Annotated in this window: 19 protein-coding genes; 4 read left to right on the plus strand and 15 right to left on the minus strand. The window is 54.9% G+C overall.

Features of this window, described 5'->3' with window-relative positions; genetic code table 11:
• Positions 1 to 4: 4 nt before the first annotated feature.
• On the plus strand, positions 5 to 1,249 hold the full coding sequence (locus O1722_RS17155; RefSeq protein WP_015571212.1) for a mechanosensitive ion channel family protein: 1,245 nt from the start codon (positions 5 to 7) through the stop codon (positions 1,247 to 1,249).
• Here the strand turns inward: O1722_RS17155 and O1722_RS17160 are convergent, their stop codons facing one another.
• The 9 genes from O1722_RS17160 to O1722_RS17200 all read right to left on the minus strand — a co-directional run bounded on the left by O1722_RS17160 (position 1,250) and on the right by O1722_RS17200 (position 13,085).
• Complete coding sequence (locus tag O1722_RS17160) at positions 1,250 to 2,221, minus strand: LacI family DNA-binding transcriptional regulator (protein WP_015571213.1); 972 nt, start codon at positions 2,219 to 2,221, stop codon at positions 1,250 to 1,252. It lies immediately after the preceding gene.
• 75 nt (positions 2,222 to 2,296) lie between these two features.
• Positions 2,297 to 3,439 carry a Gfo/Idh/MocA family protein gene (locus O1722_RS17165; protein WP_032652872.1) on the minus strand — a complete coding sequence of 381 codons (1,143 nt, stop codon included), beginning with the start codon at positions 3,437 to 3,439 and terminating at the stop codon, positions 2,297 to 2,299.
• The gene (locus O1722_RS17170) at positions 3,432 to 4,457 is read right to left on the minus strand and encodes a sugar phosphate isomerase/epimerase family protein (protein WP_033486543.1); all 1,026 of its coding nucleotides are present in this window, start codon (positions 4,455 to 4,457) and stop codon (positions 3,432 to 3,434) included. The genes O1722_RS17165 and O1722_RS17170 overlap by 8 nt, the downstream gene beginning before the upstream one ends.
• A gap of 15 nt (positions 4,458 to 4,472) precedes the next feature.
• Positions 4,473 to 5,708 (minus strand): MFS transporter, encoded by a 1,236-nt coding sequence (locus tag O1722_RS17175; RefSeq protein WP_033486544.1) that lies wholly within the window; start codon positions 5,706 to 5,708, stop codon positions 4,473 to 4,475.
• A gap of 294 nt (positions 5,709 to 6,002) precedes the next feature.
• Positions 6,003 to 7,391: a phenylalanine transporter gene (gene pheP, locus O1722_RS17180; protein WP_033486545.1), complete on the minus strand. Its 1,389-nt coding sequence runs from the start codon at positions 7,389 to 7,391 to the stop codon at positions 6,003 to 6,005.
• Positions 7,392 to 7,493: 102 nt separating this feature from the next.
• Complete coding sequence (locus O1722_RS17185) at positions 7,494 to 9,467, minus strand: PhoX family protein (RefSeq protein ID WP_033486546.1); 1,974 nt, start codon at positions 9,465 to 9,467, stop codon at positions 7,494 to 7,496.
• 127 nt (positions 9,468 to 9,594) lie between these two features.
• On the minus strand, positions 9,595 to 11,778 hold the full coding sequence (locus O1722_RS17190; protein WP_033486547.1) for a TonB-dependent receptor: 2,184 nt from the start codon (positions 11,776 to 11,778) through the stop codon (positions 9,595 to 9,597).
• Between the two features lie 200 nt (positions 11,779 to 11,978).
• The gene (yahO, locus tag O1722_RS17195; RefSeq protein ID WP_015571217.1) at positions 11,979 to 12,254 is read right to left on the minus strand and encodes a DUF1471 family periplasmic protein YahO; all 276 of its coding nucleotides are present in this window, start codon (positions 12,252 to 12,254) and stop codon (positions 11,979 to 11,981) included.
• A gap of 447 nt (positions 12,255 to 12,701) precedes the next feature.
• On the minus strand, positions 12,702 to 13,085 hold the full coding sequence (locus tag O1722_RS17200; protein ID WP_058686635.1) for a HumD family translesion DNA polymerase: 384 nt from the start codon (positions 13,083 to 13,085) through the stop codon (positions 12,702 to 12,704).
• A gap of 113 nt (positions 13,086 to 13,198) precedes the next feature.
• On the opposite strand from O1722_RS17200, the gene O1722_RS17205 reads away from it, so the two are divergent.
• The 3 genes from O1722_RS17205 to O1722_RS17215 are packed head-to-tail and all read left to right on the plus strand — an operon-like array spanning position 13,199 to position 15,743.
• Positions 13,199 to 13,561, plus strand: a complete 363-nt coding sequence (locus O1722_RS17205; RefSeq protein ID WP_058686634.1) for a GtrA family protein — start codon at positions 13,199 to 13,201, stop codon at positions 13,559 to 13,561.
• On the plus strand, positions 13,558 to 14,478 hold the full coding sequence (locus tag O1722_RS17210) for a glycosyltransferase family 2 protein (protein WP_058686633.1): 921 nt from the start codon (positions 13,558 to 13,560) through the stop codon (positions 14,476 to 14,478). The genes O1722_RS17205 and O1722_RS17210 overlap by 4 nt, the downstream gene beginning before the upstream one ends.
• Positions 14,475 to 15,743, plus strand: coding sequence for a hypothetical protein (locus tag O1722_RS17215; RefSeq protein ID WP_063862606.1), 1,269 nt, complete (start codon positions 14,475 to 14,477; stop codon positions 15,741 to 15,743). The genes O1722_RS17210 and O1722_RS17215 overlap by 4 nt, the downstream gene beginning before the upstream one ends.
• A gap of 38 nt (positions 15,744 to 15,781) precedes the next feature.
• Here the strand turns inward: O1722_RS17215 and O1722_RS17220 are convergent, their stop codons facing one another.
• The 6 genes from O1722_RS17220 to O1722_RS17245 are packed head-to-tail and all read right to left on the minus strand — an operon-like array spanning position 15,782 to position 23,954.
• Positions 15,782 to 17,749: a tail fiber/spike domain-containing protein gene (locus tag O1722_RS17220; protein WP_058686631.1), complete on the minus strand. Its 1,968-nt coding sequence runs from the start codon at positions 17,747 to 17,749 to the stop codon at positions 15,782 to 15,784.
• 58 nt (positions 17,750 to 17,807) lie between these two features.
• Positions 17,808 to 20,285: a host specificity factor TipJ family phage tail protein gene (locus O1722_RS17225; protein ID WP_058686630.1), complete on the minus strand. Its 2,478-nt coding sequence runs from the start codon at positions 20,283 to 20,285 to the stop codon at positions 17,808 to 17,810.
• Positions 20,272 to 20,688, minus strand: a complete 417-nt coding sequence (locus O1722_RS17230) for an NlpC/P60 family protein (protein ID WP_058686629.1) — start codon at positions 20,686 to 20,688, stop codon at positions 20,272 to 20,274. Before O1722_RS17230 ends, O1722_RS17225 begins: the two co-directional genes overlap by 14 nt.
• On the minus strand, positions 20,651 to 21,121 hold the full coding sequence (locus O1722_RS17235) for a hypothetical protein (RefSeq protein WP_032680736.1): 471 nt from the start codon (positions 21,119 to 21,121) through the stop codon (positions 20,651 to 20,653). Before O1722_RS17235 ends, O1722_RS17230 begins: the two co-directional genes overlap by 38 nt.
• Positions 21,121 to 21,618: a hypothetical protein gene (locus O1722_RS17240; protein WP_058686628.1), complete on the minus strand. Its 498-nt coding sequence runs from the start codon at positions 21,616 to 21,618 to the stop codon at positions 21,121 to 21,123. The genes O1722_RS17235 and O1722_RS17240 overlap by 1 nt, the downstream gene beginning before the upstream one ends.
• On the minus strand, positions 21,618 to 23,954 hold the full coding sequence (locus O1722_RS17245) for a tape measure protein (protein WP_058686627.1): 2,337 nt from the start codon (positions 23,952 to 23,954) through the stop codon (positions 21,618 to 21,620). The genes O1722_RS17240 and O1722_RS17245 overlap by 1 nt, the downstream gene beginning before the upstream one ends.
• Between the last annotated feature and the right edge of the window lie 29 nt (positions 23,955 to 23,983).

A 23,983-nucleotide genomic window follows, 5' to 3' on the forward strand; every position in this document is an offset into this window, starting at 1 on the left:
CGTTATGCAGGAATTAATTGCTCAGGTTGAAGAGTTAGGGATTGAAATTAATCACACCACCTCTTTAGTGATTATCTTTGGTATTATTTTTCTTACAGCCATTATTGTTCATTTTATTCTGCACAAAGTGGTGCTGCGCGCATTCGAGAAACGCGCCCAGGCCAGCAGCCATTTATGGTTGCAGATCATTACGCAGAACAAATTATTTCACCGTCTGGCGTTTACCCTCCAGGGGATAATCGTCAACGTTCAGGCGGTTCTGTGGCTGCAAAAAGGCAGCGAAGCGGCGGAATTACTCACCACCTGCGCGAAATTGTGGGTGATGGTTTATGCCCTGCTCTCCTTCTTCTCGTTGCTGGACGTGATTTTCAATCTGTCGCAGAAAATGGCTACCGCCTCGCAGCTGCCGCTGAAGGGGATATTCCAGGGCGTTAAGCTGGTGAGTGCCATTCTGGTGGGGATACTGATTATCTCCCTGCTGATCGGTCAGTCACCCGCCATTCTGATAAGCGGCCTGGGTGCGATGGCTGCCGTTCTGATGCTGGTCTTTAAAGACCCGATACTGGGCTTAGTGGCGGGCATTCAGCTCTCCGCCAACGACATGCTCAAGCTCGGCGACTGGCTGGAGATGCCGAAGTACGGCGCCAACGGCACGGTGACCGACATCGGCCTGACCACCGTTAAAGTGCGCAACTTCGATAACACCATCACCACCATCCCGACCTGGGCGCTGGTGTCCGATGCGTTCATCAACTGGAGCGGCATGTCCGCCTCCGGTGGCCGCCGCATCAAGCGTAGCCTGAATATCGATACCACCAGCATTCATTTCCTCGACGAGCAGGAGCAGCAGAAACTGATTCAGGCGAAACTGCTGAAGCCGTATCTGGCGGCGCGTCATGAGGAAATTAACCTGTGGAATCAGCAGAACGGCGAAGGGGAATCGGTATTAAACCTGCGCAAGATGACCAATATCGGCACCTTCCGTGCCTACCTGAATGAATATCTGCGTAACCACCCGCGCATTCGCAAAGATATGACGCTGATGGTGCGCCAGCTCGCGCCGGATGCCAACGGGCTGCCAATTGAAATATATGCCTTTACCAACACGGTGATCTGGGCGGAATACGAAGATATTCAGGCCGACATCTTCGATCATATTTTCGCGGTGGTAGATGAATTTGGCCTGCGTATTCACCAGTCGCCAACCGGAAACGATATTCGCTCGCTGGCTGGCGTCATCGCCAGATAATCAGGAGCTGGCGCGGGAAATAAAGCGCCAGTCCATCATGACCCTTTCCGTGGGCGCATCCGGGTTGTCGATCTTATTTAACAGCAGATTGACCGCCTTGCGCCCGATATCCCGCGACGGCTGTTCAATAGTGGTGAGTGAAATCATCTCCGCCAGCTCAGTGCCGTCAAAGCCTACCACCGCGATATCTTCTGGCACCCGCAGCCCTGCCTGCTGAATGGCGCGCAGCGCCCCCGCCGCCAGCGTATCGGAAACGGCAAACACCGCATCCGGCGGGTTTGCTTTTAACAGGTTTTGCATCGCCGCCATGCCCGCACCAGAGCTGAGCTCACTGGCGTACTCCACCGCCTGATAATCCAGATCCCGCAGGTGTATGACGCTCTTATAGCCGCGCTCGCGCAGACGGGCATATTTGTAGCTGAGGTCGTGGTTGATGAGCGCAATGCGTTTGCGTCCCCCGTCGGCAAGCTGGCTGACAACGTGCTGGGAGGCATCAACATCATTAATCCCCACGCAGGAGACCGCGCCCGCATCGGCGTATTCAGCGCACTGCACCCACGGCGCGTTGCCAATCAGCGCGGCCAGCTCCGGCAGTTTCGAGAATGCATCCATGGTGATAATGCCGTCGACGATTTTGCCGGAGAGCAGGCTTAAGCCCGAGCGGGAGCGCTCAATATCCGAGCCGGAGTTGCACAGCAGAATGCGATAGCCGTTCTTTTCTGCCTCGGCTTCAATGCCCTTCACCACTTCGGCGCAGAACGGGTTGGCGATGTTCGAGACCATCACCAGGATCATATAGCTGCGGGCAGTGCGCAGCTGACGCGCCAGCAGATTGGGCTGATAGTTACTCTCCTGGATCGCCTGCAAAACGCGCTCGCGGTTTTTCGCCTTCACGGTATCGCTGTTATTCAGTACGCGGGAGACCGTTGCCACGGATACCCCGGCCAGTTGAGCGATTTTCTGAATTGACATAGCGACGATACATCCTGCGGTTAGCGTTTTGTGCAGGCTACCATAAATTGATTGCCCGGCGAACCGGGCAATGCGTCAGTATTCCACGCGCACCCAGCGCTGCTGCTGATGACTTTTCATAATCGCATCAATGATATACATCACACAGGCGCCATCGTGGAAGGTGGCAAACTGCGGATTATCCGGCATCGCGCCCGCCTGCACGGCACGGTAAAACTGCGCCATCATATTTTTAAAGGCATCCGGCCAGCCTTCAATGTGCCCGCCGGGGAAGTGGGCGCTGTCGGCCACGTCACGGTTCATCAGGCCCGGATCGTCGCAGAGTATCTGGTTTGCCCTGGCGCGATGGCCGACCCACAGCTGCTGCGGGATTTCCTGATCCCACGCCACCGACTGCTCGCTGCCGTTAATTTCAAAGGTCAGGCGATTTTTTCGCCCCGCGCTCACCTGCGAGACGCTAAAGCTGCCCTTGCTGCCGTCGTCAAAGCGGAACAGCACCGAGCCAAAGTCTTCGGTGGTGACCGGTTTGTCTTCATACTCCGCCTGCTCGTCATGGGAGAAGGTCTGATGACCGCCCGCGCTGGCCTTGCGCGTCGGCCAGACGGTGGATAAATCAGCCATCACCCCGGTAATACGCCTGCCGGTCACATACTGTACCGTATCGCACCAGTGGGAGCCGATATCCGCCACCGCCCGCGACGCGCCACCGAGCGCGGCATCCACCCGCCAGTTGTAGTCGGTTTCCAGCAGCATCCAGTCCTGTAAATAGCTGCCGTGCGAGGCAAACAGCCGCCCGAGGCTGCCCGCACGCATCATGCTCGCCGCCTGGCGCACCATCGCAAACTGGCGATAGACAAAACTCACGCCATGCACCACGCCTGCCTGCTCCGCCAGCGCCACCAGCTCGCGCGCCTCGTCCGGCGTCATGCACAGCGGCTTTTCGGAAAACACGTGCTTGCCCGCACGCAGGATCTGGCAGTTAATCTCCGCGTGCAGGTGGTTCGGCGTGCAGTTGTGCACCGCGTGCAGATTAGGGAGCGCGAGCAGTTCCTCCACGCTGGCACAGGCGTGCGGCACATTGAGCTGGTGCGCCTTTTCCTGCGCCTTAACGAGCGAGCCGTCACAGAGCGCGACCACCTGCACAAACCCGAGACGCCTGAGCGCCTCGATATGCGCCGGGCCAATAAACCCGCTGCCGATAATCCCGACGTTAATCATGGCAGCCCCCTGCGGCGAAATCATCAAACGCCCGTCCGGAAACCGGGATGATATGACGGCGGATAAATTCACTGCCCTCACTCGCGCCGGTATCGCCATCCTTCAGGCAGCACTCCCACTCCAGCACCGCCCAGCCGTCGTAGTCGTACTGGGTCAGCTTGCTGAAAATGCCCTTAAAGTCGATCTGTCCGTCGCCGGGCGAGCGGAAGCGTCCGGCGCGGTTGATCCACGGCTGGTAGCCGCCGTAGACGCCGCTGCGCCCGCTGGGGCGGAACTCGGCGTCCTTCACGTGGAACGCTTTAATGCGCGCATGGTAGATATCAATAAAGGTCAGGTAATCCATCTGCTGGAGCAGCATATGGCTTGGATCGTAGAGAATATTACAGCGCGGATGGTTATCGACCAGCGCCAGAAAACGCTCGAAGGTGACGCCGTCGTGCAGATCTTCCCCCGGATGCAGCTCAAAGCAGACGTCCACGCCCTGCTCGTCGAAGGTATCCAGAATCGGCCGCCAGCGGGCTGCCAGCTCCCCGAATGCATCCTGAAAACGCTGCTCGTTGTGCGGCGGCCACGGGTAGAAAAACGGCCAGGCCAGCGATCCGGAGAAGGTGGCGTGTGCTTTCAGGCCTAATCGGGCCGAGGCGACCGCCGCCTGCTTCAGCTTTTCCGTCGCCCACGCCTGACGCGCCGCCTCGTTACCCCGCACGGAAGCAGGGGCGAAGTGGTCAAACGCCTCGCTGTAAACCGGGTTTACCGCAACAAGCTGCCCTTCCAGATGGGTCGACAGCTCGCTGATGACCAGCCCATGCGCGGCCAGCCTGGCGGTGATGTCGTCGCAGTAGGCCTGACTCTCTGCGGCTTTCTCCACATCAAAAATATGCGGATGGTTGCAGGGGATCTGCACCGCTTTGTAACCCTTCCCCGCCGCCCATCCTGCCAGCCCGTCGAGCGTGTTGAAGGGCGCTTCCCCGCCAATAAACTGCGACAGAAAAATGCCCGGTCCTTTCATTGTCCTCATACCACCTCCTGAACGTTACGCCTTGTCATCGTCATACTTAAACGTGAGAAGGAAAATCAGCGCGATCGCCGCGGCAGCCACCGCCGGGATCCACCAGAATGTGACCCACGCCTGCGGCACGGTCTGTCCTGCCACCAGACGGTTGTAGAGCGCGCCGGAAATCTGCGAGCCGAGCAGCATGCCGATGCCGTAGGTGAACATCACGATCATGCTCTGCGCCTGGCCTTTGACCTTTTCGCCCGCCACGCGGTCGGTGTAGATAAAGCCAACGACAAAGAAGAAATCGTAGCAGACGCCGTGGAGCAGAATGCCGAGATACAGCAGAATGCGCCCCTCCTCGCTGACTCCCAGCGCGAACATGGCATAACGCACGAACCACGCCAGCATGCCGATCAGCAGCATATATTTCACGCCCAGGCGGCGGAACAGCAGAGGAATAACCAGCATGAAGACGATCTCAGACATCTGCCCGAAGGACATGGCGGTGCTGACGTCGGCAATGCCGGCATCCGCCAGATACGAGGCGGTGTAGGCGTAATAGGTGCCGAGCGGGACGGAGATCAGCATCGCGCAGACGGAGAAGACGAAGAAGTGGCGGGTTTTGAGCAGCGCGAAGGCGTCCGCGCAGAAGAGATCCCGCACCTTTACCGGCTGGCCTTTCGCCGGGGCGGGCGTGTGCGGCAGCGTCAGGCTGTAGATCGCCAGCAACACGGAGCTGACCGCCGCCACCTGGAAGATGGTGACGCTGGACGCCACGCCGGTGACGCCGATGAAAATGCCCGCCGCGATCCAGCCGATGGTGCCGAACACGCGCACTACCGGGAAGGTTTTATCCACGTTCGCCAGACTGTGAAACGCAATGTTGTTGGTCAGCGCCAGCGTCGGCATATAGCAGAGCGTGTAGCCAAACAGCAGGCCAATCAGCAGCGCGCCGTTCTCAGCAATCAACGCCCCCGGCACGAACCAGAGGATCGCCGCGCCCGCGAGGTGCATCACCGCCATCACCTTCTGCGAGGCGAAGAAGCGGTCCACCAGCATCCCGAGCACGAACGGCGAAAGAATGGAAGCGATGGGTCCGGCAGAGAACGCGTCGCCAATCAGCAAAGACATGTTGTGCCGGGTCATCACCAGGCCAAGCGTGACCGACCAGCTACCCCAGATAAAAAATTGCAGAAACATCATCAGCGACAGACGCGGCACCAGCAGCCGGTGCTGCGTTATCGCCTTTTCACTACTCTCAGTTGACACCATGATAAGCCTCACCCGGAAAAAGTAATCGATTACAAATTCGTTCAAATGAAAAGTAATCGATTACAAAACAAAGATCCTCTGGATCAAAACAGAATTGGGAGGGGAGTCACGATAAAGGTGAAGGGGAGGTGCCGGGTGACGGCTGCGCCTTACCCGGCCTACTAAATAACGTCCCCGAACATGTAGGCCCGGTAAGCGCAGCGCCACCGGGCGTGAAGGCGGGTGCGGTCTGGTTTGGTGCGGTCTGGTGCCCTCACCCCGGCCCTCTCCCACAGGGAGAGGGAGAAAACCGCGCTACTTTTTGCGTGAAAGCTTAAACGCGATAAACAGGAACACCACCCACACCGGCAGCAGCATCGCTGACAGGCGCATCTCATCCATGGTGCACATCAGCACCAGAATCAGGCCGAGGAAGGCGATACAGAGGTAGTTCCCCGCCGGATAGAGCAGCGCTTTAAACTGCGTCTCGCGCCCCTTGCGTCGCATCGCCGCGCGGAAGCGAAGGTGCGCCAGGCAGATCATGATCCAGTTCAGCAGCAGCGTGGCGACAACCAGCGCCATCAGCAGGCCAAACGCCTCTTTCGGCAGCAGATAGTTAATCAGCACCACCAGCGAGGTGATAGCGCCAGAAAGGAACAGCGAATTGATCGGCACGCCGCGACGGCTGACGCGGGTGAGGAACTTCGGCGCGTTGCCCTGTACGGAGAGGCCAAACAGCATGCGGCTGTTGGAGTAAACCCCGCTGTTGTAAACCGACAATGACGCCACGAGAATGACGAAGTTGAGCGCCGAAGCCACCACGTTGCTGTTCAAATCGTGGAAGATCATCACGAACGGGCTACTGTCAGATTTCACTTCTACCCACGGATAGAGCGCCAGCAGCACCACCAGCGAGCCGATATAGAACAGCAGGATACGGTACACCACCTGGTTGACCGCTTTCGGAATGCTTTTGTGCGGATCGCGCGCTTCAGCCGCGGTGATGCCAATCAGCTCCAGCCCGCCGAAGGAGAACATAATGACCGCCAGCGACAGGATCAGCCCTTTCCAGCCGGTCGCCAGAAAGCCGCCGTGCTGCCACAGGTTGTCGATGCTTGCACGCTGGCCGCCGTGACCGGAGAACAGCAGCCACAGGCCAAAGCCGATCATGCCAATAATCGCCAGCACCTTGATCAGCGCAAACCAGAACTCGGTCTCGCCATACAGGCGCACGTTCACAAGGTTAACGGCGTTAATGATGATGAAGAAGGCCGCGGCCCAAATCCACGTTGGCACGTCCGGGAGCCAGTACTGCATATAGATGCCGGCGGCGGTCAGCTCTGCCATGCCCACCAGCACGAACATCACCCAGTAGTTCCAGCCGGAGAGGAAGCCTGCGAACGGCCCCCAGTATTTATAGGCAAAGTGTGCGAAGGAGCCGGACACCGGCTCTTCAACGACCATCTCGCCGAGCTGGCGCATGATCAGGAAGGCGATAATCCCGGCGATAGCGTAACCCAGCAGAACCGCCGGGCCAGCCATTTGAATGGCGGGGCCGATGCCGAGAAACAGCCCGGTACCGATCGCGCCGCCAAGGGCAATTAACTGAATATGTCGATTTTGCAAACCACGTTGCAGCGTCGGACTCTGATCCGACGAAGCTTCAGCGCTACCATGGCCTGAAGCGGATGACGCGTCTTTCACGCCCTACCCCTGTCTCTTTTTTAGAAGGGGCACGTTTTAACACTTCATGCTGGTGGTAGCAAGCTTAACGCCGGGCCAGCGCATGCGCCCGGCGGATAAACGTCACGACCCGATGATCCCGCCGTCCGCTTTGGTAATCACCACCGTTGACGATCGCGGACGCCCGTTCGGGCTGGCGTCTGGCCAGTTGGAAACAGCGCGCGGATTGGCCGGGTCGGTAATATCATCCCCGCCCTCCCCCGGATGCTGAATGTTGATAAACAGCGTGCGGTTGTCCGGCGTAAACGCAATGCCGGTGATTTCACATCCGCGCGGCCCGGTCAGAAAACGGCGATACTCGTTGGTGCCCGGAATGGTGGCGACCATCTGGTTATTGCCCATCCCCTCGTACGCTTTCTTATTGATGGTGCTGGAGGAGACGTCGGTCTGGATCCACAGGACGCCCTGGTGATCGAACGACAACCCATCCGGACTGCCGAATGCCGCGCCCTGCATGGAGCCTTTGGCCTTCGGATCGTCGCCGTCGGTACGCCCGGCCATAACCAGAATATCCCACTTAAAGCGTGCGGCGGCAGGATCGGCACCCTCTTCGTGCCAGTGCATGATGTGACCAAACACGTTGTTGGCGCGCGGGTTAGCGGCATCGACCGGCGCCTTGCCCTCTTTACCGCGATCGCTGTTGTTGGTGAGCGTACAGTAGACGCTGCCGCTGGCGTGCGGATCGACGGCAATCCACTCCGGGCGATCCATTTTCGTTGCCCCCACCGCGTCGGCCGCCAGGCGGGTTTTGATCAGCAGATCGCCCTGGCTTTCAAACCCGTTGCTTTTATCCAGGCCATTTTGCCCGAAGATCAGCGGCAGCCAGTCGCCGCTTCCGTCCTGGTTGAACCTGGCGACGTACAGCGTGCCGGACGTCAGCAGCTGCATATTGGCTTCCCGGTTCGCGGGATCGTATTTTTTGTCGGAGACAAACTTATAGATGTACTCAAACTTCTGGTCGTCGCCCATGTAGACCACCACGCGATTATCGGCGGCGAGCGTGACGGCGGCCCCCTCATGCTTGAAGCGGCCCAGCGCGGTGTGCTTGCGCGGGGTGGAGGTCGGGTTGTAGGGATCGATCTCCACCACCCAGCCGAAACGGTTGGGTTCGTTAGGGGTTTTATCGACGCTGAACCGCTCATCCACCTCGTTCCAGCGGTAGGACTCATCGCTGTCGCTGATGCCGTAGCGTTTTTCCAGCGGATTGAGATCGGCTTTTTTCACAAAAATGTCCGACCAGTTCTCCTCGCAGGTGAGATAGGTGCCCCAAGGCGTGTGGCCGTTGGCGCAGTTCTGCATGGTGCCCAGAACGCGTTCCCCCTGCAGATCGGCGGCGGTTTTCATTAAATCCTGATGCCGCGCCGGGCCGGTAAGCTGCATCGGCGTATTGACGGTAATACGCCGGGCGAAGGAAGACGGACGCACCACCTCCCAGCCGCTGCCCGTTTTTTTCACTTCCACCACCGACACGCCCATCGCGTTCTGCCCCTTGCGGGCTTTATCGAGGCTCCAGTTCGCCGTACCGTCGGTAAACAGCATCCCGTTATCGATGTATTCATGGTTCAGCGCCAGCAGGCCATGCTCCGGGTTTTGCGCCCCCTGCGGCAGGCTAAACCACGCCATGCCGTCGTGGTGCATGCCCGCCTGCACAGCCTGTTCGTCTGTGGTATTGCTGGCGTCCGGCTTAAATGCCGGCATGTTGTCTTTGATTCCCGTCGGATCACCCCAGCGATAGAACGGGCGGGCAATATAGCCTTCTGGCACCCTGACCGTGTCTTCCGTGGAGACGTCGATGCTGGTAAAGCCCAGGGAAACCGCTTTTGCCAGCGCGGAAGGCTTCGATACCGCGGCAATGGCATTTTCGGGTGTGATCAGATACGGGAATGATACGGCGGCCCCCGCTACGGCCCCCATCTGGAGAAAACGGCGGCGGGAGAGGAACACCTCTGCAACCTCGGAGAATACCGGGTTAGCGCTGCGGTTACTGATATCGTCGCGATGTTCTTTTTTAAATACGGATTTGAGGGGTCTGCCCATAGCGGCTTCCTGTCATTGGCCAAGAGGTAAGGATGTGGCGACCAGTGTAAGAAGCTTTTATTACAATTTTATAACACGACAACGAAGGGATTGGGGCGTCCCTGCCCCGGATAACGAGGTGGAACGCTTAGAACTCGTAGCCAACCGAGACCTTAAAGGTACGCGGCTCGCCCTGAGTGATGTAAGTACCGGAATCGTCCACGCTTGACCAGTAGTTCTCGTTGGTCACGTTGTCGATGCCTGCCCGCACGGTCATCTGGTTTTCATTGTGGTTCACCGCGAAGCGATAGCGCATGCCCAGATCCAGCGTGGTGTAGCTGTCCAGCTTTTTGGTGTTCGCAAGATCGGCATACTGCGTGCCGGAGTGGTTAACGCGCGCGGTCGCCGTCAGGCCTTCAATCGGCTTGATATCGTACTCTGCGCCCAGCACGGCGTAGAAGCTCGGAATACCGATCGCATCGTTGCCCTGATTGACGCCGTTTTTGGTTTTGGTCAGCTCGGCCTGCAACCAGGTGGCGCTGGCGTTCAGGCGCATCCCAAGCATTGGCTCGCCGAAGACGTTCAGCTCCACGCCGCGGTTACGTTGTTCTGCATCCAGGCCGTAGTGACCGCTGTCGTCAAGGATCGCCGACGGCATTTTGATCTCAAACAGCGCCAGGGAGCCGCCCACGCGGCCAAAGTCCGCCTTTACGCCCACTTCGTTCTGCTTAGAGTGCACGATACCGGTGCTCTGGCCGTAGTTAGTAGCAGTGTTCGGCGCAGTTTCACCGGGCTGTAACGCCTCGGTGTGGTTGGCGTAGAGGGAAATTTCCTCCCACGGTTTATAGACTACGCCGTAGGTTGGCATCCAGCGGCTGCCGTCGAAACCGTCCGCGTCGTTTTCCGCGCCGGTGATTTTGTTGTACCCGCGGATGACAACTTTCTGATGACGTGCGCCTGCGGTGAACAGCAGCTTGTCGTCCAGTACGCCCAGCGTATCGCTCAGCAGCCAGCCCTGGGTACGGGTGCGCCCGCTGGTCAGCGGATCGCTGTATTTCCCGCCTGAGCCGTTGAAGTTAGTGCTGTCCGGCATATCAACGCCGGTGTTGTGATAGATGTTGGTGGTCGGGTTATCTGCCGCCGCCGACATTTTCCACGCGATTTTTTCGTTTTTGGTCATCGCCGAATACCCGACGTTCACCTTGTGCGAGACAAAACCGGTGTCAAAGTTACCGCGAATGCCCGCCATGCCGCTGACGGAATCGCTGATGCGGTTGGTATCAAGGCGGCTGACCGTCGCATTACCGCTCTTATCGAGGAGCTTCGGCGCGCTGTAGATCCCTTCTTCGTGCGCGTGCTGCGCGCCGAGACCGGTATATGCCGTCCAGCTATCGGTGATGTCATACTCGCTGCGCCACATCCCGAACTCGTTTTCGATATCGCTGTAGGCCCACTTCTGCGAGAAGTTGCGATCGTTCTTCGGCGGCTCAGGCACAAAGTCCACCGCCGAGATGTTGACGCTGGTTGGGCTGCCGTGGAAGGTTTTTTTCTGGTAGCCCAGGTCCAGCGAGGTGCGGAAGCGGTCGCCTTTGTAATCCAGGCCGGTGGAGAGCAGCGTGGTGCGGCGGCGGTCGTTCGGCACGCCGGTTTCCCCTTCGCGATGCACGAGGTTCACGCGCGCGCCAAACTGGTCGTTATCGCCAAAGCGACGACCCGCATCCAGCGTGGTGCCAATCTGGGAATCCGAGGTGTAGTCAACGCCCACTTTCGCCTGCGGGGTGTCGCCCGCGTGTTTGGGCTCAAGGTTGATCATCCCGCCCACGCCGGAGCTTGCGGCGCCGTTCATCAGGGAGTTGGCCCCTTTGAAGATCTCGATACGGTCGACCATCTGGGCATCCACCACCTGACGCGGCAGCACCCCGGACAATCCGCCAAAGGTCATATCGTCGCCGTCAAACTTCAGGCCGCGAATGCGGAAGGTTTCAGCGCTGTTGCCGTAACCCTGAACAAATTGTACGCCCGCGTCGTTGGCAACCACGTCAGCAATGGTTTTTGCCTGCTGATCTTCCACCAGCTTCGAGGTGTAGCTGATGATGTTGAACGGCACGTCCATGGCGTTCTGCTGACCGAGCATACCCATGCGCCCGCCGTTCGCCACCTGTCCGTCGAGGAAGGCTGGAAGCAGCTGGTCACCACCGGGTTTGAAATCACTCCCCGCCGTGGACTGGACCACGATGGTGTCCTCTTTTTTCTCATCCGCCGCAAAAGCGGAGTGTGTAACCGCGCCGATGGCAATCGCCAGCAGCGTTTTGTGCATTGTGGTGTTGTTCATAATGAGCTCTTAACGTGCGCGCAAAAATGACCCGTTGTCGGGCCTTAAAAGTTATTAAAAGAAATGCAAATGAGAACTATACGCATTATGAATGCGTAATCAAGTGTCAACGGACATCTCTGAGCGAGAAGAGACAAGAAACAAGGCTGGCGGGAGGTATGGCGCGCAACCACCCCGAAACAGGGGTGGTTGCTAAGGCATTATTTTTTCTTGAAAATATCGGCGGTACCGTGAATTTTGTTGTTGGTGTTGCCGGAAGTCAGCACCAGCACATCAGCACCTTCTTTATCGGCTTTCTCGATCAGCTCTTTTTTCGCGTCGTCTACCGAGACTTCATTGGAAGTGCTAACCGTACCGATTTTTTCATACTGTGATTCCACTTTCTCAAACTCGTTTTTCGTCAGCAGTTCAGCCGCAAAGGTATTGGTGGTAAACAGAAATGCAGCGCCCATCAAAATAGCAGTCGTTTTTTTCATAACCTTTTTCCTTGAGATTAATCAGCAACTACGAAAAGCCCCACGAGTAAGAGTGAGGTGATATGAGCATGGTAGAGGAATAGCAAAATTGCCATAGGGTAAGAAAAATACTGTTATAACAGTCAATTGTGCTGTGAAAAATGTGCGTTAACGCTACTTTCGCGAGGGGTATTTCATGGAGAAAATCAGCAGGACGTCGCGCAGGCGGCAATCTGTGAAATTTAATGGCACGCCCTGTAGGATTCGAACCTACGACCTACGGCTTAGAAGAACGTAGAGTACTATTTAACACACTGTAATATCATTAGTTTTTCCGCGCTCGCACCGCGTTTGTGTCATAACGTGTCATTACATGCCGTCGTATTTCCTTCTGATTCATCCATGCATGACACAACTGTGACACAGAGAGTACACAGCCATGCCTCAGGTATAGCTGTGTAGTTTTCTTCACATCACCGGGCAGTCATCAAACTCACCCGTCCGCGCATCATTGATGATGTACGTAATTACCCCAAATACCGGACTCTCTATCCCGTCAAAGTGACCAGGTAACTTTTCCTTGCGTCCGTTGAGTGCGTTCTCAAGGTGAGGCTGAGGATATGTCCGGTAAATCTTCACCTTGAACTCACCCCTTATCTCACAAACCAGCAACGAGCCATCGCAAGGGTTTAGTGACGAGTCTATTACCAGCAGCGCATCTTTCATGATGCCGCAGCGGTAGATAGTCTCTGACGCTTTCATGTAGTACGTAGCTGCCGGTTTATGGATGAAGCGCTCATCAAGCGACAGGCGGTTCTCAACGTAATCAGCAGCCGGGCTCGGGAATCCCATAACTCACCTCCGATAGTTACTGTATATGCATACAGTATTATCGATCGGCGGTATCGATCAATAGCGTTTGTGGTGCTACACTTCAGACCTTTCCGAATTCACTGATTTTTATCATGTTAAAGTTATTCGCCAAGTACACATCAATAGGTGTTATCAACACGCTCATTCATTGGGTGGTGTTCGCCGTTTGCATTTACGCATTCCATACAGGTCAGGCACTTGGCAACTTCGCCGGGTTTGTCGTGGCGGTTTCATTCAGCTTCTTTGCAAACGCCAGGTTCACGTTTAAGTCCTCCACAACCACCATGAGATACATGCTTTACGTCGGGTTCATGGGCTCACTGAGTGCGATTGTTGGATGGTGCGCTGATAAGTCTGGCATGGCTCCTATCATCACATTAATCGTGTTCTCCGCAATCAGTCTGGTGTGCGGATTTATCTATTCAAAGTTCATTGTCTTTAGGGATGCGAAATGAAAATTTCTCTGGTCGTTCCTGTCTTCAACGAAGAAGACGCGATACCTATTTTTTATAAAACGGTTCGGGAATTTGAAGGGCTTCAGCAGCATGAAGTAGAGATAGTCTTCATCAATGACGGCAGTAAAGACGCGACAGAGTCAATTATTAACGCGCTTGCTACTGCCGATCCGCTTGTGGTTCCGTTGTCGTTCACTCGCAACTTTGGGAAAGAGCCTGCGCTATTCGCTGGTCTTGATCGTGCCACCGGAGAAGCGATTATCCCAATTGACGTCGACTTGCAGGATCCTATCGAGGTTATTCCGCACCTTATTGAAAAGTGGCAGGCCGGGGCTGATATGGTGCTGGCCAAACGCTCTGATCGCTCTACAGATGGCAGACTGAAGCGCAAGACCGCTGAATGGTTCTATAAGCTGCACAACAAAATCAGCAATCCAAAGATCGAGGAAAACGTTGGCGATTTCCGTCTGATGTCCCGCGAGGTAGTGGAAAACATTAAACTCATGCCGGAACGAAACCTGTTCATGAAAGGCGTGCTGAGCTGGGTTGGTGGCCGCACTGATGTTGTTGAATATGCCCGCGCAGAACGAGTGGCCGGCAGCACGAAATTCAACGGCTGGAAGCTTTGGAACCTGGCACTTGAGGGGATCACAAGCTTCTCAACATTCCCTCTCCGCATGTGGACCTACATAGGCTTACTGGTTGCTGGCGTTGCGTTCATCTACGGTGCGTGGATGATTATAGACACCCTCGCCTTTGGTAATGCTGTGCGAGGTTACCCTTCTCTCCTCGTTTCAATTCTTTTCCTTGGCGGCATTCAGCTTATAGGGGTTGGGGTTCTTGGTGAGTACATTGGCAGGATTTATGTGGAAGTGAAAAACAGACCTAGATACTTATTAAAGAGTGATAAGAAATGAACGGATACATAAAAACGGATAAGGTTTTCTTATTTTTCGCTATATTTGCGGTGACTTTCATTCTGTTCGTTTTGCGTCGACCAGATCTAATCACTAACCCTCAGTTTTGGGCTGAAGATGGAAGGTATTGGTACCATCAAGCATATACACTTGGTCCACTCCATTCTATTATTCTTCCCCAGAATGGATATTACCAGTCTATCTCCAAAATTACTGCATCACTCTCTCTTGCACTGCCTCTGTGGTGCGCACCTATATTTTTCAATGTTATAGCAATCTCCATCCGATGCTTTGTGGTAATGTTTTTACTCTCATCAAGAATGAGTTCATACAAACTATTACCAAGGTTTATTCTGGCTATATTCATTATTGCAATGCCTCATGTTAGTGAGGTTCATGCAAACATAACCAATGCACACTGGTATTTATCAATGTGGCTATTTATGGTTATAATCTCGAACAAGCCTGACGGCACCTACTGGAAAATGCATGATTTTTTAATCTTGTTATTATCAGGACTAAGTGGTCCTTTTATTGTTTTTCTGGCGCCGGTTGTAGCCCTCAAATTGGTTGATGGAAGAGTATTCCAAAATCCATTCAAAACAATACGTAATGCTGTAAGAAATTTAGACGCTTTTTCTATAGCGTTTATCTTTGTGTGTCTTATACAGGTTGTGGCAATTTTGATTTCTTCAACTGCTGATAGAAGCCAGGCTCCGCTTGGAGCAAGCCTTGACCTGCTCATTAGAATACTATCATCTAAAATATTTGCTGGCTTTGCTTTAACTACAGCCAAGACAATTGAGCTTTGGAATTCTGGCATATACAATTACGTGATATGTATTATTTCAATTGCTATCATATGCTGCGTCCTGATAAAAGGAACATGGCGAGAGTGGTCCATGGTCATTTTTCCCGCGCTGATGATTGGGTTTGCACTTGCCAAGCCAATGATTAGCAATACAGACCCACAATGGCCTATAATAATGAGTGGTGGTGCAGAGAGGTATTTTGTTATCCCAAATGTATTCTGGGCTTCAATATTGCTTTCTTTTTTAGGCGGCTTTAATTCCTGGTCTAAGTATTTGCACTCTGCTTTTCTGGTGGTGATACTGGTGATGTCGCACCATACATATAAATTAAAAACCCTTCCAGATAATAAATGGATAGAAAGCGTGAATGCGTTTGAAAATGCACCCGCTGGTGAGGAAGTAAGCCTCCCTATAAACCCAAGAGGCTGGGTGATGGTATTGGAAAAGAAATAAAAACATAGTGCAGGTGCAAATATATGCACCTGCACTTATCATATTTTGGCTTCCCAATAAACTGTCGCATCTGAACCGGGAGCGGTTGCGATGGTTATGGTGAAAGTTGTAGCGCCTAGGGTTGTAGCTCTGACTTGCGATGTAGCGTTTGCCCCGGCTGAAACATTTACTGCTGAAGGTGTCAGCGCAAGCCCATGGTTAACGGTTATTGAGGTTGAACCGGCCGGAATAACTGCTGACCCATGATTCTCAGAAACAAACCCACCATTGTTTGTAACCTTAGGGATAAGGCCGCCAGCAAAGACTGGAGCGGTTGGGTTATCTGTCATATCAAACGAGCAACCAATTACCCTGTACAAGGTAGATGTAGCACTGAAGATAGAACTGTTGACCGCAGAGATGCGGAAGTGCATTCCCATGAATACAAACCCACTTGAGCCAGTTGAAATTTGCACAAGTGAACCTGATGCGGTGCTTGCCGGGTTTATAATTGCCCCGCCGACAAAGCGAATGCGGCTAACTGTAGAGGCGATGGTAACTGGTACTGTTCTGGCGCTAACGCTGTGCAGCTCTACGTCAAATCCATAGGTACTGTTGGAAATGCGCATGCTTTGATTATCGTTACGGGAATAATGAGTAATTTTACCCATTCCCCAGCCTTCAACAAATACGCCAACGTCCCTGGTATTGCTCGAGTCAAGGTTTATCCATGAACTTGACTCTCCAGGAAGGAATGCACCTGCGGCGATATGTATCGCCCTGTAACTGCTGCCAACATGCATGCTAACGATGTGCACTGTATCACATGTTGTACCATCATCTGCCGCCTGGAATCTAACCTGTTCAACAGTTCCCGCAGACTCATCCCCCAAGTTTAGGGCAATTAGATGAAGCGAACCGCAACCTTTAAAGATCATTCCATTATTGGTTTGCCATCCAGCTTCCATGTGGTGGATAGTTAAATCTAGAGCCTTATTAAACACCGGCCCAAACATATCCCACAGCGAATACCAGGTTACAATCTCTCCGAAGTTAGACAGATCTCCAGAACGACCATCGGCCCACAATGACTGACCGCACTGTGTAGCAACCGCAGTGCCTGTGCTAATCCTGTGGAACATAAGCCCGGAGGTTTTCCAAGTCTGCCCGGTTACTCCATCAGAATTACGTTCGGTAACATGGATGACACGGCCTTTGTAGTTTTCCGCTTGAATGTCAAACCCGCATTGACGGCACGCTTGAATGAACACTCCAATTTGCGCCCCTGTCGGCATTGTACTTGTGCCATAGGTTGGAGTTCCTCCAGACCAAACACCCCCTCCTTGGAAACTAAATTTAAAGTCCGACATGAGCGTGTCTAAAATCTTTAGGCAAATTCCAGCGTTGGTGTCAGCAAATATAGGAGTCGAAAATAAAATTGAGCAGTTTTTTCTGCCTTTGAAATCAGCTGTAACCGTAGACGTGATGCGGTAAAGAGTACCTGGCCCTGATACTAGCTGCCTGCCAGTTACCGCCGCCACCCAAGTAAAGGCTAATTGCATTGCCGCTGTGTCGTCAGTTATGCCATCACCCTTAGCACCAAAAGATTCTGGCGTTCTGATAAGGTATTGGCTGCTAAGCATGGATCGCAGCACCGCATCGCCTACACTCAACCATGCACCAGGACCTATCCCACCGGAAGTTTCAGGTGTTGATCCTGATGGAACCGATTTCGGAAGAGGCCCATCCCAGCGATAATATTCGCCAGTAGCTTCAAATCGAAGAACCTGATTAGGCAGCGACAATGTATTACCATCTTCAAAGCTATCTAGCGTCACGTATCCAAACGCAGAAATAGCCTGCTGCGCCAGCCATCGCAAGCCTTCGATTGTGTAATGCTCATTCCCGAACCGGTCGACATAAGTGTTTACCAGTGAGGTAACGAACTCGTCAATTTTCCCAGCGTTAAACTTCAGATCGCGCGGTGATTCGCTCGGTACTGGCAGGTTGGTAGGTGTCGTAGCCATAATTATTCCATAAAAAACCCGGCACGGTGGCCGGGTTGGGGTTGGTCGGGGACGGTTCTTATTGGTAGATGGCGTCGCTGTATTCCGCGACAGTCAGAGATACCGTGTTATCTGTGTTCGGTTTGATGCTGTTGACTGTCCATAGTTGGCTGTCCAGTTCCTCCACTGTCGCAATGAGATAGCGCGACGGGAGCTGCACAGTGTCTCCGTTCCAGATATTGAGCTGAATGTTGGGGATAGCCGCGGTGAATCCGTACTTCGTGTCGCTGCGGGCGGTGGCCGGATAGCGCAGACTTGGGTTACCCAAGCTGTCGGTAACCAGCACATACATCGAGCCGGTAAACGTGATCGGCTCACTGGTATCGAAGTCATTCCCGGAGCGGCCGGTGACGTAACCACCCTGCTGGTTGCTGTCGTAGATGTCGGGCATCTGAATGACGCTACCGACCTGGATAATGCCGTCCTCAAACACTTTGGCGTTCATCTTCACGCGCGAGTAGACCAGGCGTTTGGTTTCGCGTAATGCGCGCTCCCGGGCCTGATACTCGTTACGGAAGCCGACTATCTCCAGCTTGTTCGGGTTTTCCGCTTCCTGCTCGACGATGGCACCGTTCAGCACGCGGTAGTTGATGTACGTCTTATTGTTCGTGGTCGGGTGGACGTAGGACACCTGTACGCCGTCGTAGCCGCCAGGAAGCGTGGCCTCGTACGTCATTTTGTACTCGTCCGTCTTCATGTTGGCCCGGTTGAATACGGCCGCCGGGTAGTCAACCTTCTGATCACGGGTAAACGTCAGCACGCCGTCGTCCCAGTACGCCACAACCGACGCCGCATTGCAGATCGCCTGCACGCGGTCGCCGAGAGAGTCGTTCTCGTCATCAAACGTGTAATCGAAGTAGCCCAGGCGCTCGTCAGGCAAGCTTTCAGCAATAGAGTACAGACCGTACAGGTCAATACTGCTTACCGGCTGATCACCCATGATGAGCCAGGTGTGGGCCACCGCATCAGCGAATGAGCGAGACGGCCGCAGCGTGTAATCCACCGCCTGCGTGTCCAGGTCATAGGTGATTGTGTGGCGAGTCACCAGTGCGTTATATTTGCGCTCGCGGCTGCCCAGGGCATTCTCGGTCGCCCGGACTTTTACGCGCACCAACGTGTCGGTCGGGTGAACGACGTTTGTCCTGATGTTGATGCTGTGGATCTCTTCAACCTTCAGCAGTGACGCATCGCCGGAGTTATCCGTGCGCTGGAAGCTGACCGCGTATTTCCCAAAGCCACCTGTGGGCGTTATTTTGTCGGTGCGGTAGAAAACCTCACTCGTCGACTGGTGCGGCGTCGTCTGCCGGTACGTGAAAGTCTGCTGCGTGCCAGGAACCTGATTGTAATCGTCGTCGATCTTCCAGATGACCACCTTCCAGTTGGTCTCTTTCTTCCCGCCGAGGCTGGACTGGGTATGCAGCCACAGCTGAGTTGACTCGACAGGGGAGAAGAACGGGCCAACCACCAGGGCCTCGTTATCGTTGAGGATGAATTTCGTGGTGTTGATCGTGGCATTCGCCGGGATGTCCTGCGGCCCCTCCAACTGGTTCATCGTGAACGTGTACCAGCGCACCGGATTCACCACCGCGCCATCGTTTGTTTCAACGGCGGAGATCAGCGTGCCGGAGAATGTCGCATCGGTAGTCACGTTGCCGGAGGCCGTGCTATACGTAACGTTAATGGTGAAGGTAACCGCATGCGGCAGAACCAGCCCCATGAAATAGTCGAACTCGGCTTGTTTCACGATTTTCATCGCTATCTGTCCGCCGGAATACGTTCCGCTGACCACCGTGTTTGCCGTTGCTGTTTCGATAGGGAAGTCGCTGGCTTCGTTCTGCCCGGGAACCTCCTGCCCGTCGACGTCATCGAACCCGTAACCTTCTACGATCTGCGGGATTACTTCGCCAGGCTGGAAGAACTGGAATTCGGCACCGGCCAGAGAGCCCAGGCTGGATTCTGAGTAGCGCACGGACTCGTAATCGTATTTGCCGATCCCGATGCACATCCACTCTGTAACGTACTTCAGGCCGCCGTCGGTAGACGTCTGGTGAACGTATTCGAATACAGACTCCTGAATTAGATCCGGGAACGAACGAATCTGGCCGTAAATGTCCGGCTTGGCCTTGTAAACGCGCGCAGTGTTTGTCTGACCGGTCAGGCTATTGTTCGGTGAGTCGACGGTATTACCGCCGTTGTTAGCGATTGCCGGCTTCGGCGCCAGGAACGAAAACACCTGGCCAACCACTTTAAAGATCGGGCTCAGGATGTCGCCGACAATACCCTTTGGCTGGTCGAATATCTGGATGTGGTCCAGCTCACTCAGTTTAAACGCCAGCTCATCATCGTCGCCCAGCTTTACGCCGTTGCGGACGATCAGCAGATCGCGGTGAAAAGTAGCGTCATTGGCCGCCAGCCAGTCATAAAAAAGGGTGCCGTTTGGCACCCTACAACGCAGCTTAGGCGTTCCTGGAAAATTCGATATCTCAACCAGCGCCATATTCGAAAAACTCCACTTTGGTGAATGCCCGCTGAATGACCAGCAACGAGTCCATGCGTACGCTTCCGTTCTCGCCGCGTGAATGCAGCGCCATCCGGTTCAGCACCAGGCCAACGTGCGCCGGTTGCGAGCCGCGGTATCCAACGAATATCCCGCCCTCGACCGGCTTATCGACCTGGCGCCAAAAGATGACGTCGCCCTGATAGCAGGTGAAGAAGTCGGCCCCGGCTTCGTAGTCCGGAGTTTGGTGCAGCTCAATGCCGAGGACGTGACGGTAATACAGGACCACCAGCCCCCAGCAATCGACTTTCTCGAAAGAACAGGCCCGATTAGCCCACGGCACGCCGATCACCTTGCGAATAAAATCAGAGGTACTGAAGGCCAGTGTATTCCGTTGGGTCATAGAGCCTTCCGATGTTGTTGTTCAGCGGGTTGGTGACAGACAGAGTGACCGATGCGGCGTCGGCATCGATATCCACCGTCTTTACGTAAAGCTGCCAGGACTTAATCGGCACAGACACGTCTCCGCTGTCGAAGATTTGCCGGGTGGCCGTGATAGCTGTTAGCCGGGCCGCCCCCTTCCACTGCTTCATCAGCGCTTTGATGTCAGACGACAGCCGCCCTAATTTCACCGTCGCGTCGATTACCGGCGTGCCGCTCTGCTGGCTCTCTTCGATTTCAAAACGGGCGGGTGTGTACGTCTGGCCGCCAAGCGTCTTCGGGAAGAACTGCTTATCGACCAGGCGGACATAGCCAAAGGATGGATGGTAGAACGTGATGGTGTCGTACAGTCCGCGCGTGGGGCGTTGCTGCTTATACTCCCTGAAGCTCGGCATTACGGCACCCTCGGCAGTGATTCTGGATCCCTGTTGTCCGGATAACCCGTGACAACGATATCCAGCAGTGAAGGCCATGGCGGCGGCAACTCAATAATTACGTCGTCAAACTCGTCGTCGGCGTTGTAGAGGTGGTTGGCAACAACCGTTCCTGTCCAGGTTACCACACCGCCGTCGATACTGGTTTGCACTGGCATCTGCGTGAAGTGAAGTTCCTGGAGTTGCAGACCGCTGCCGCCCAGGTTGATATTCATCCGGAACCAGTTCAGGCCACGGTTGAGATAGTTCGGGCTGCGCAACCACTGCTGGAATGCGCGCTCCTGCGCCAGCGTGAATATCCACGTCAGCGACCAGGTCACTTTCAGGTCGTCGGTTTGATTCTCGAAGATTGCCGGGCCGACCGCTGGCTGATCGGTCTGGAACCCGGTATCGAGCGTCATGTTTTTGCTGGCCTTCTGCGCCAGCGGCAGCCAGTCGGGATAGTCGATAATTGGCATCAGCCCTGCCCCCTTGGCGTGCGTTTGGCAGTAGTATTTCCTATGATTGCTTGGCTCATAACACCACCATTGTTCATATCGGCAACGAACGCCTCGACAGTCAGCGCATTCCCAGTTTGCGTGGCTCTCGCGTCATACATGTGCTGTCCTGATGACATATCATTGAATATGACGCTAACCTGAATGCCACTTCCGCTCTGCATATCCTTGTTGCTAATAACCTTGCCGTTGTCGCCCGGTATCATGTACTGCTTACCGGTACTGGCCTGGTAAATCTCAGGCATGCCACCTTCACCGACCTGATACATCCCGCCAGCCGATACAGGCCCGCCATTCTTACGCTTACCAGCAACTCCCATAGCCAGCGCACCGAGAACAGCACCAATTCCTATGACAGCTGCTCCACCGAGTGTACTGATAGACGCCAGCATTGCCGCAGGTGTCCATGCCGCCGTTTGTGTCGCCGCCGCCGCAGTACTTGCTGCCGTAGTGGTGGCAATGCCTGCGGTTTGAGCTGCTGTCGAAACTGCCACAGCTGATGTCGTAGCGGTCTGACCCATAATCGCCGACTTAACCCACTCGAGGCCCATCTGCACGAAAGAGTTAACCACGCTGTTCAGGACGGTCATGCCAATGCTTCTCATCGCATCGCTGGCCGACATACTTCCGGTGACAATGCCGGTCAGCGCATTGCTGGCCACCGAACCAAGAGAGTCGAAAGCCGCCGCCGCTGCCTGAGTGGCTGCGTTCTGTTGCGCCCATTCTTCCCACATGGCAGCGTTACGCTGGTCACGATACTGCTGCTCGATAGAGGCGCGCGCTGCCTCAGCCTCCCCGATCTTCTGCGGGTAAAGCTGGGCGTAAAGCTGGATATCAGCAACGTCTTTCTGATACTGGCTATCAAGCCCGGCGGTTTTACTGGTTTTACCCTGAATAGTGCTGAACTTATTGGCCGCGTCTGTGCGCTCTCGTTCTGCTTTGGCCTGCTCACGCAGTGCATTAGCATTATCCCAGGCTTTCCCGGCAAGTTGCCCGGCAAGCATGAGTTGCTCCTGCGTGGCGGTATTGCCGAGAGACTGCTGTGCATTAAGCACGGCCTGCGCTCGCGATAACTCACCTACACTCCCGGCTGACAACTCGGCCTTCTGCCGCAACTCATCCAGTTTTTGGTTAACAGTTTCCTGGGCTTTAGCGTACTGCTCCGCCTCTTTCTGAGCTGCCGAAGCCCCGCCTTTCGACTTGCTACCAGTGGTCGTTGCAGTGGTCTTTATCTCAATGGGCTTGGTATTGGCCGCGGTCTGAGATGCTTTTGTTACAGCAGCCAAATCGCCAACCAGCATGGCGGCTTTATTGCTCAGCCCAGCCAGCGCTTTGTTTTGCGCCTCCCAGCCATCAAGCCCAAGCCATGACCAGGTGCGTGCCCGGCGGGTAAACATTTCTGCTGTGCTGTTCAGATCTGAAATTTGCGAATCCGCTGAGATTGCCTTCCCCACCAGTCTGTCCAGTGCCGCCGTCATCGAGTCGATAACCGCAACCAGGCCATTGCTGGCTCCTGTTGCCTGGTTAACTGAATCGATCATCGACAGGAATGAGTTTGTCAGCGCGGTATTAGCCTGTGAAAGCGTGCGCGGTAGTTTCTCGAACTCTGCATTAACTGAACCGGTTTGCTTCTGAATTGCGTTGAGGGCATCTTCTGCCGTCAGTTTCCCGTCCAGCATCAGCTGACGAAGCTCTCCGATACTTACGCCCATCCCGGCGGCGATCTGCCGCGCCAGTTCAGGCATTTGCTCAAGGATGGAGTTGAACTCCTCCGCCCGGACAGTGCCGGAGGAAATTGATTGACCGAACTGACGAAGAGCATTCGCCATTTCTTCTGTCGAGGATCCGCCAATGCGACCTATTTTCTGAAGTGTTTCGGTGAGCTGGATGACCTGGCCGTTCGTCGCACCGGTATCGCGCAACGCCGTGCTGAGAGTCTCCCACAGCTTTGCTGTATCCTGTAGCGAACCACCCGTTGCCGAACTGATGCGCATCAGACTCTGCATAGTCTGCGAGGCTGTCGCTGCGCTACCAGTAAGTCTCTCTATACGAGCGTTGAGCTGGCTCATGTTGTCAGCCGCTACGAGAAACGCCTTTCCCCAGTCAACAACGAGTGAGGCGGCAATTGCCCCGGCGACGCGGTTGATGTTCGTCTGCAACTCATCCATCTTTTTGGCTGCATTGGTCGCCGAGTTGCCGATGGAGTCGAGCGACTTATTGGCCTTTCCCTGGGCCTTGAGCAAGCCAGATACATCGGCCTCGATGTCGTAATAAATCTCGCCTGCTTTCTCAGACATCAGTTTTCTCCGGGCATAAAAAAACCCAC

The sequence above is a fragment of the Enterobacter cloacae complex sp. HYC003_NIDB genome, assembly GCF_056673375.1.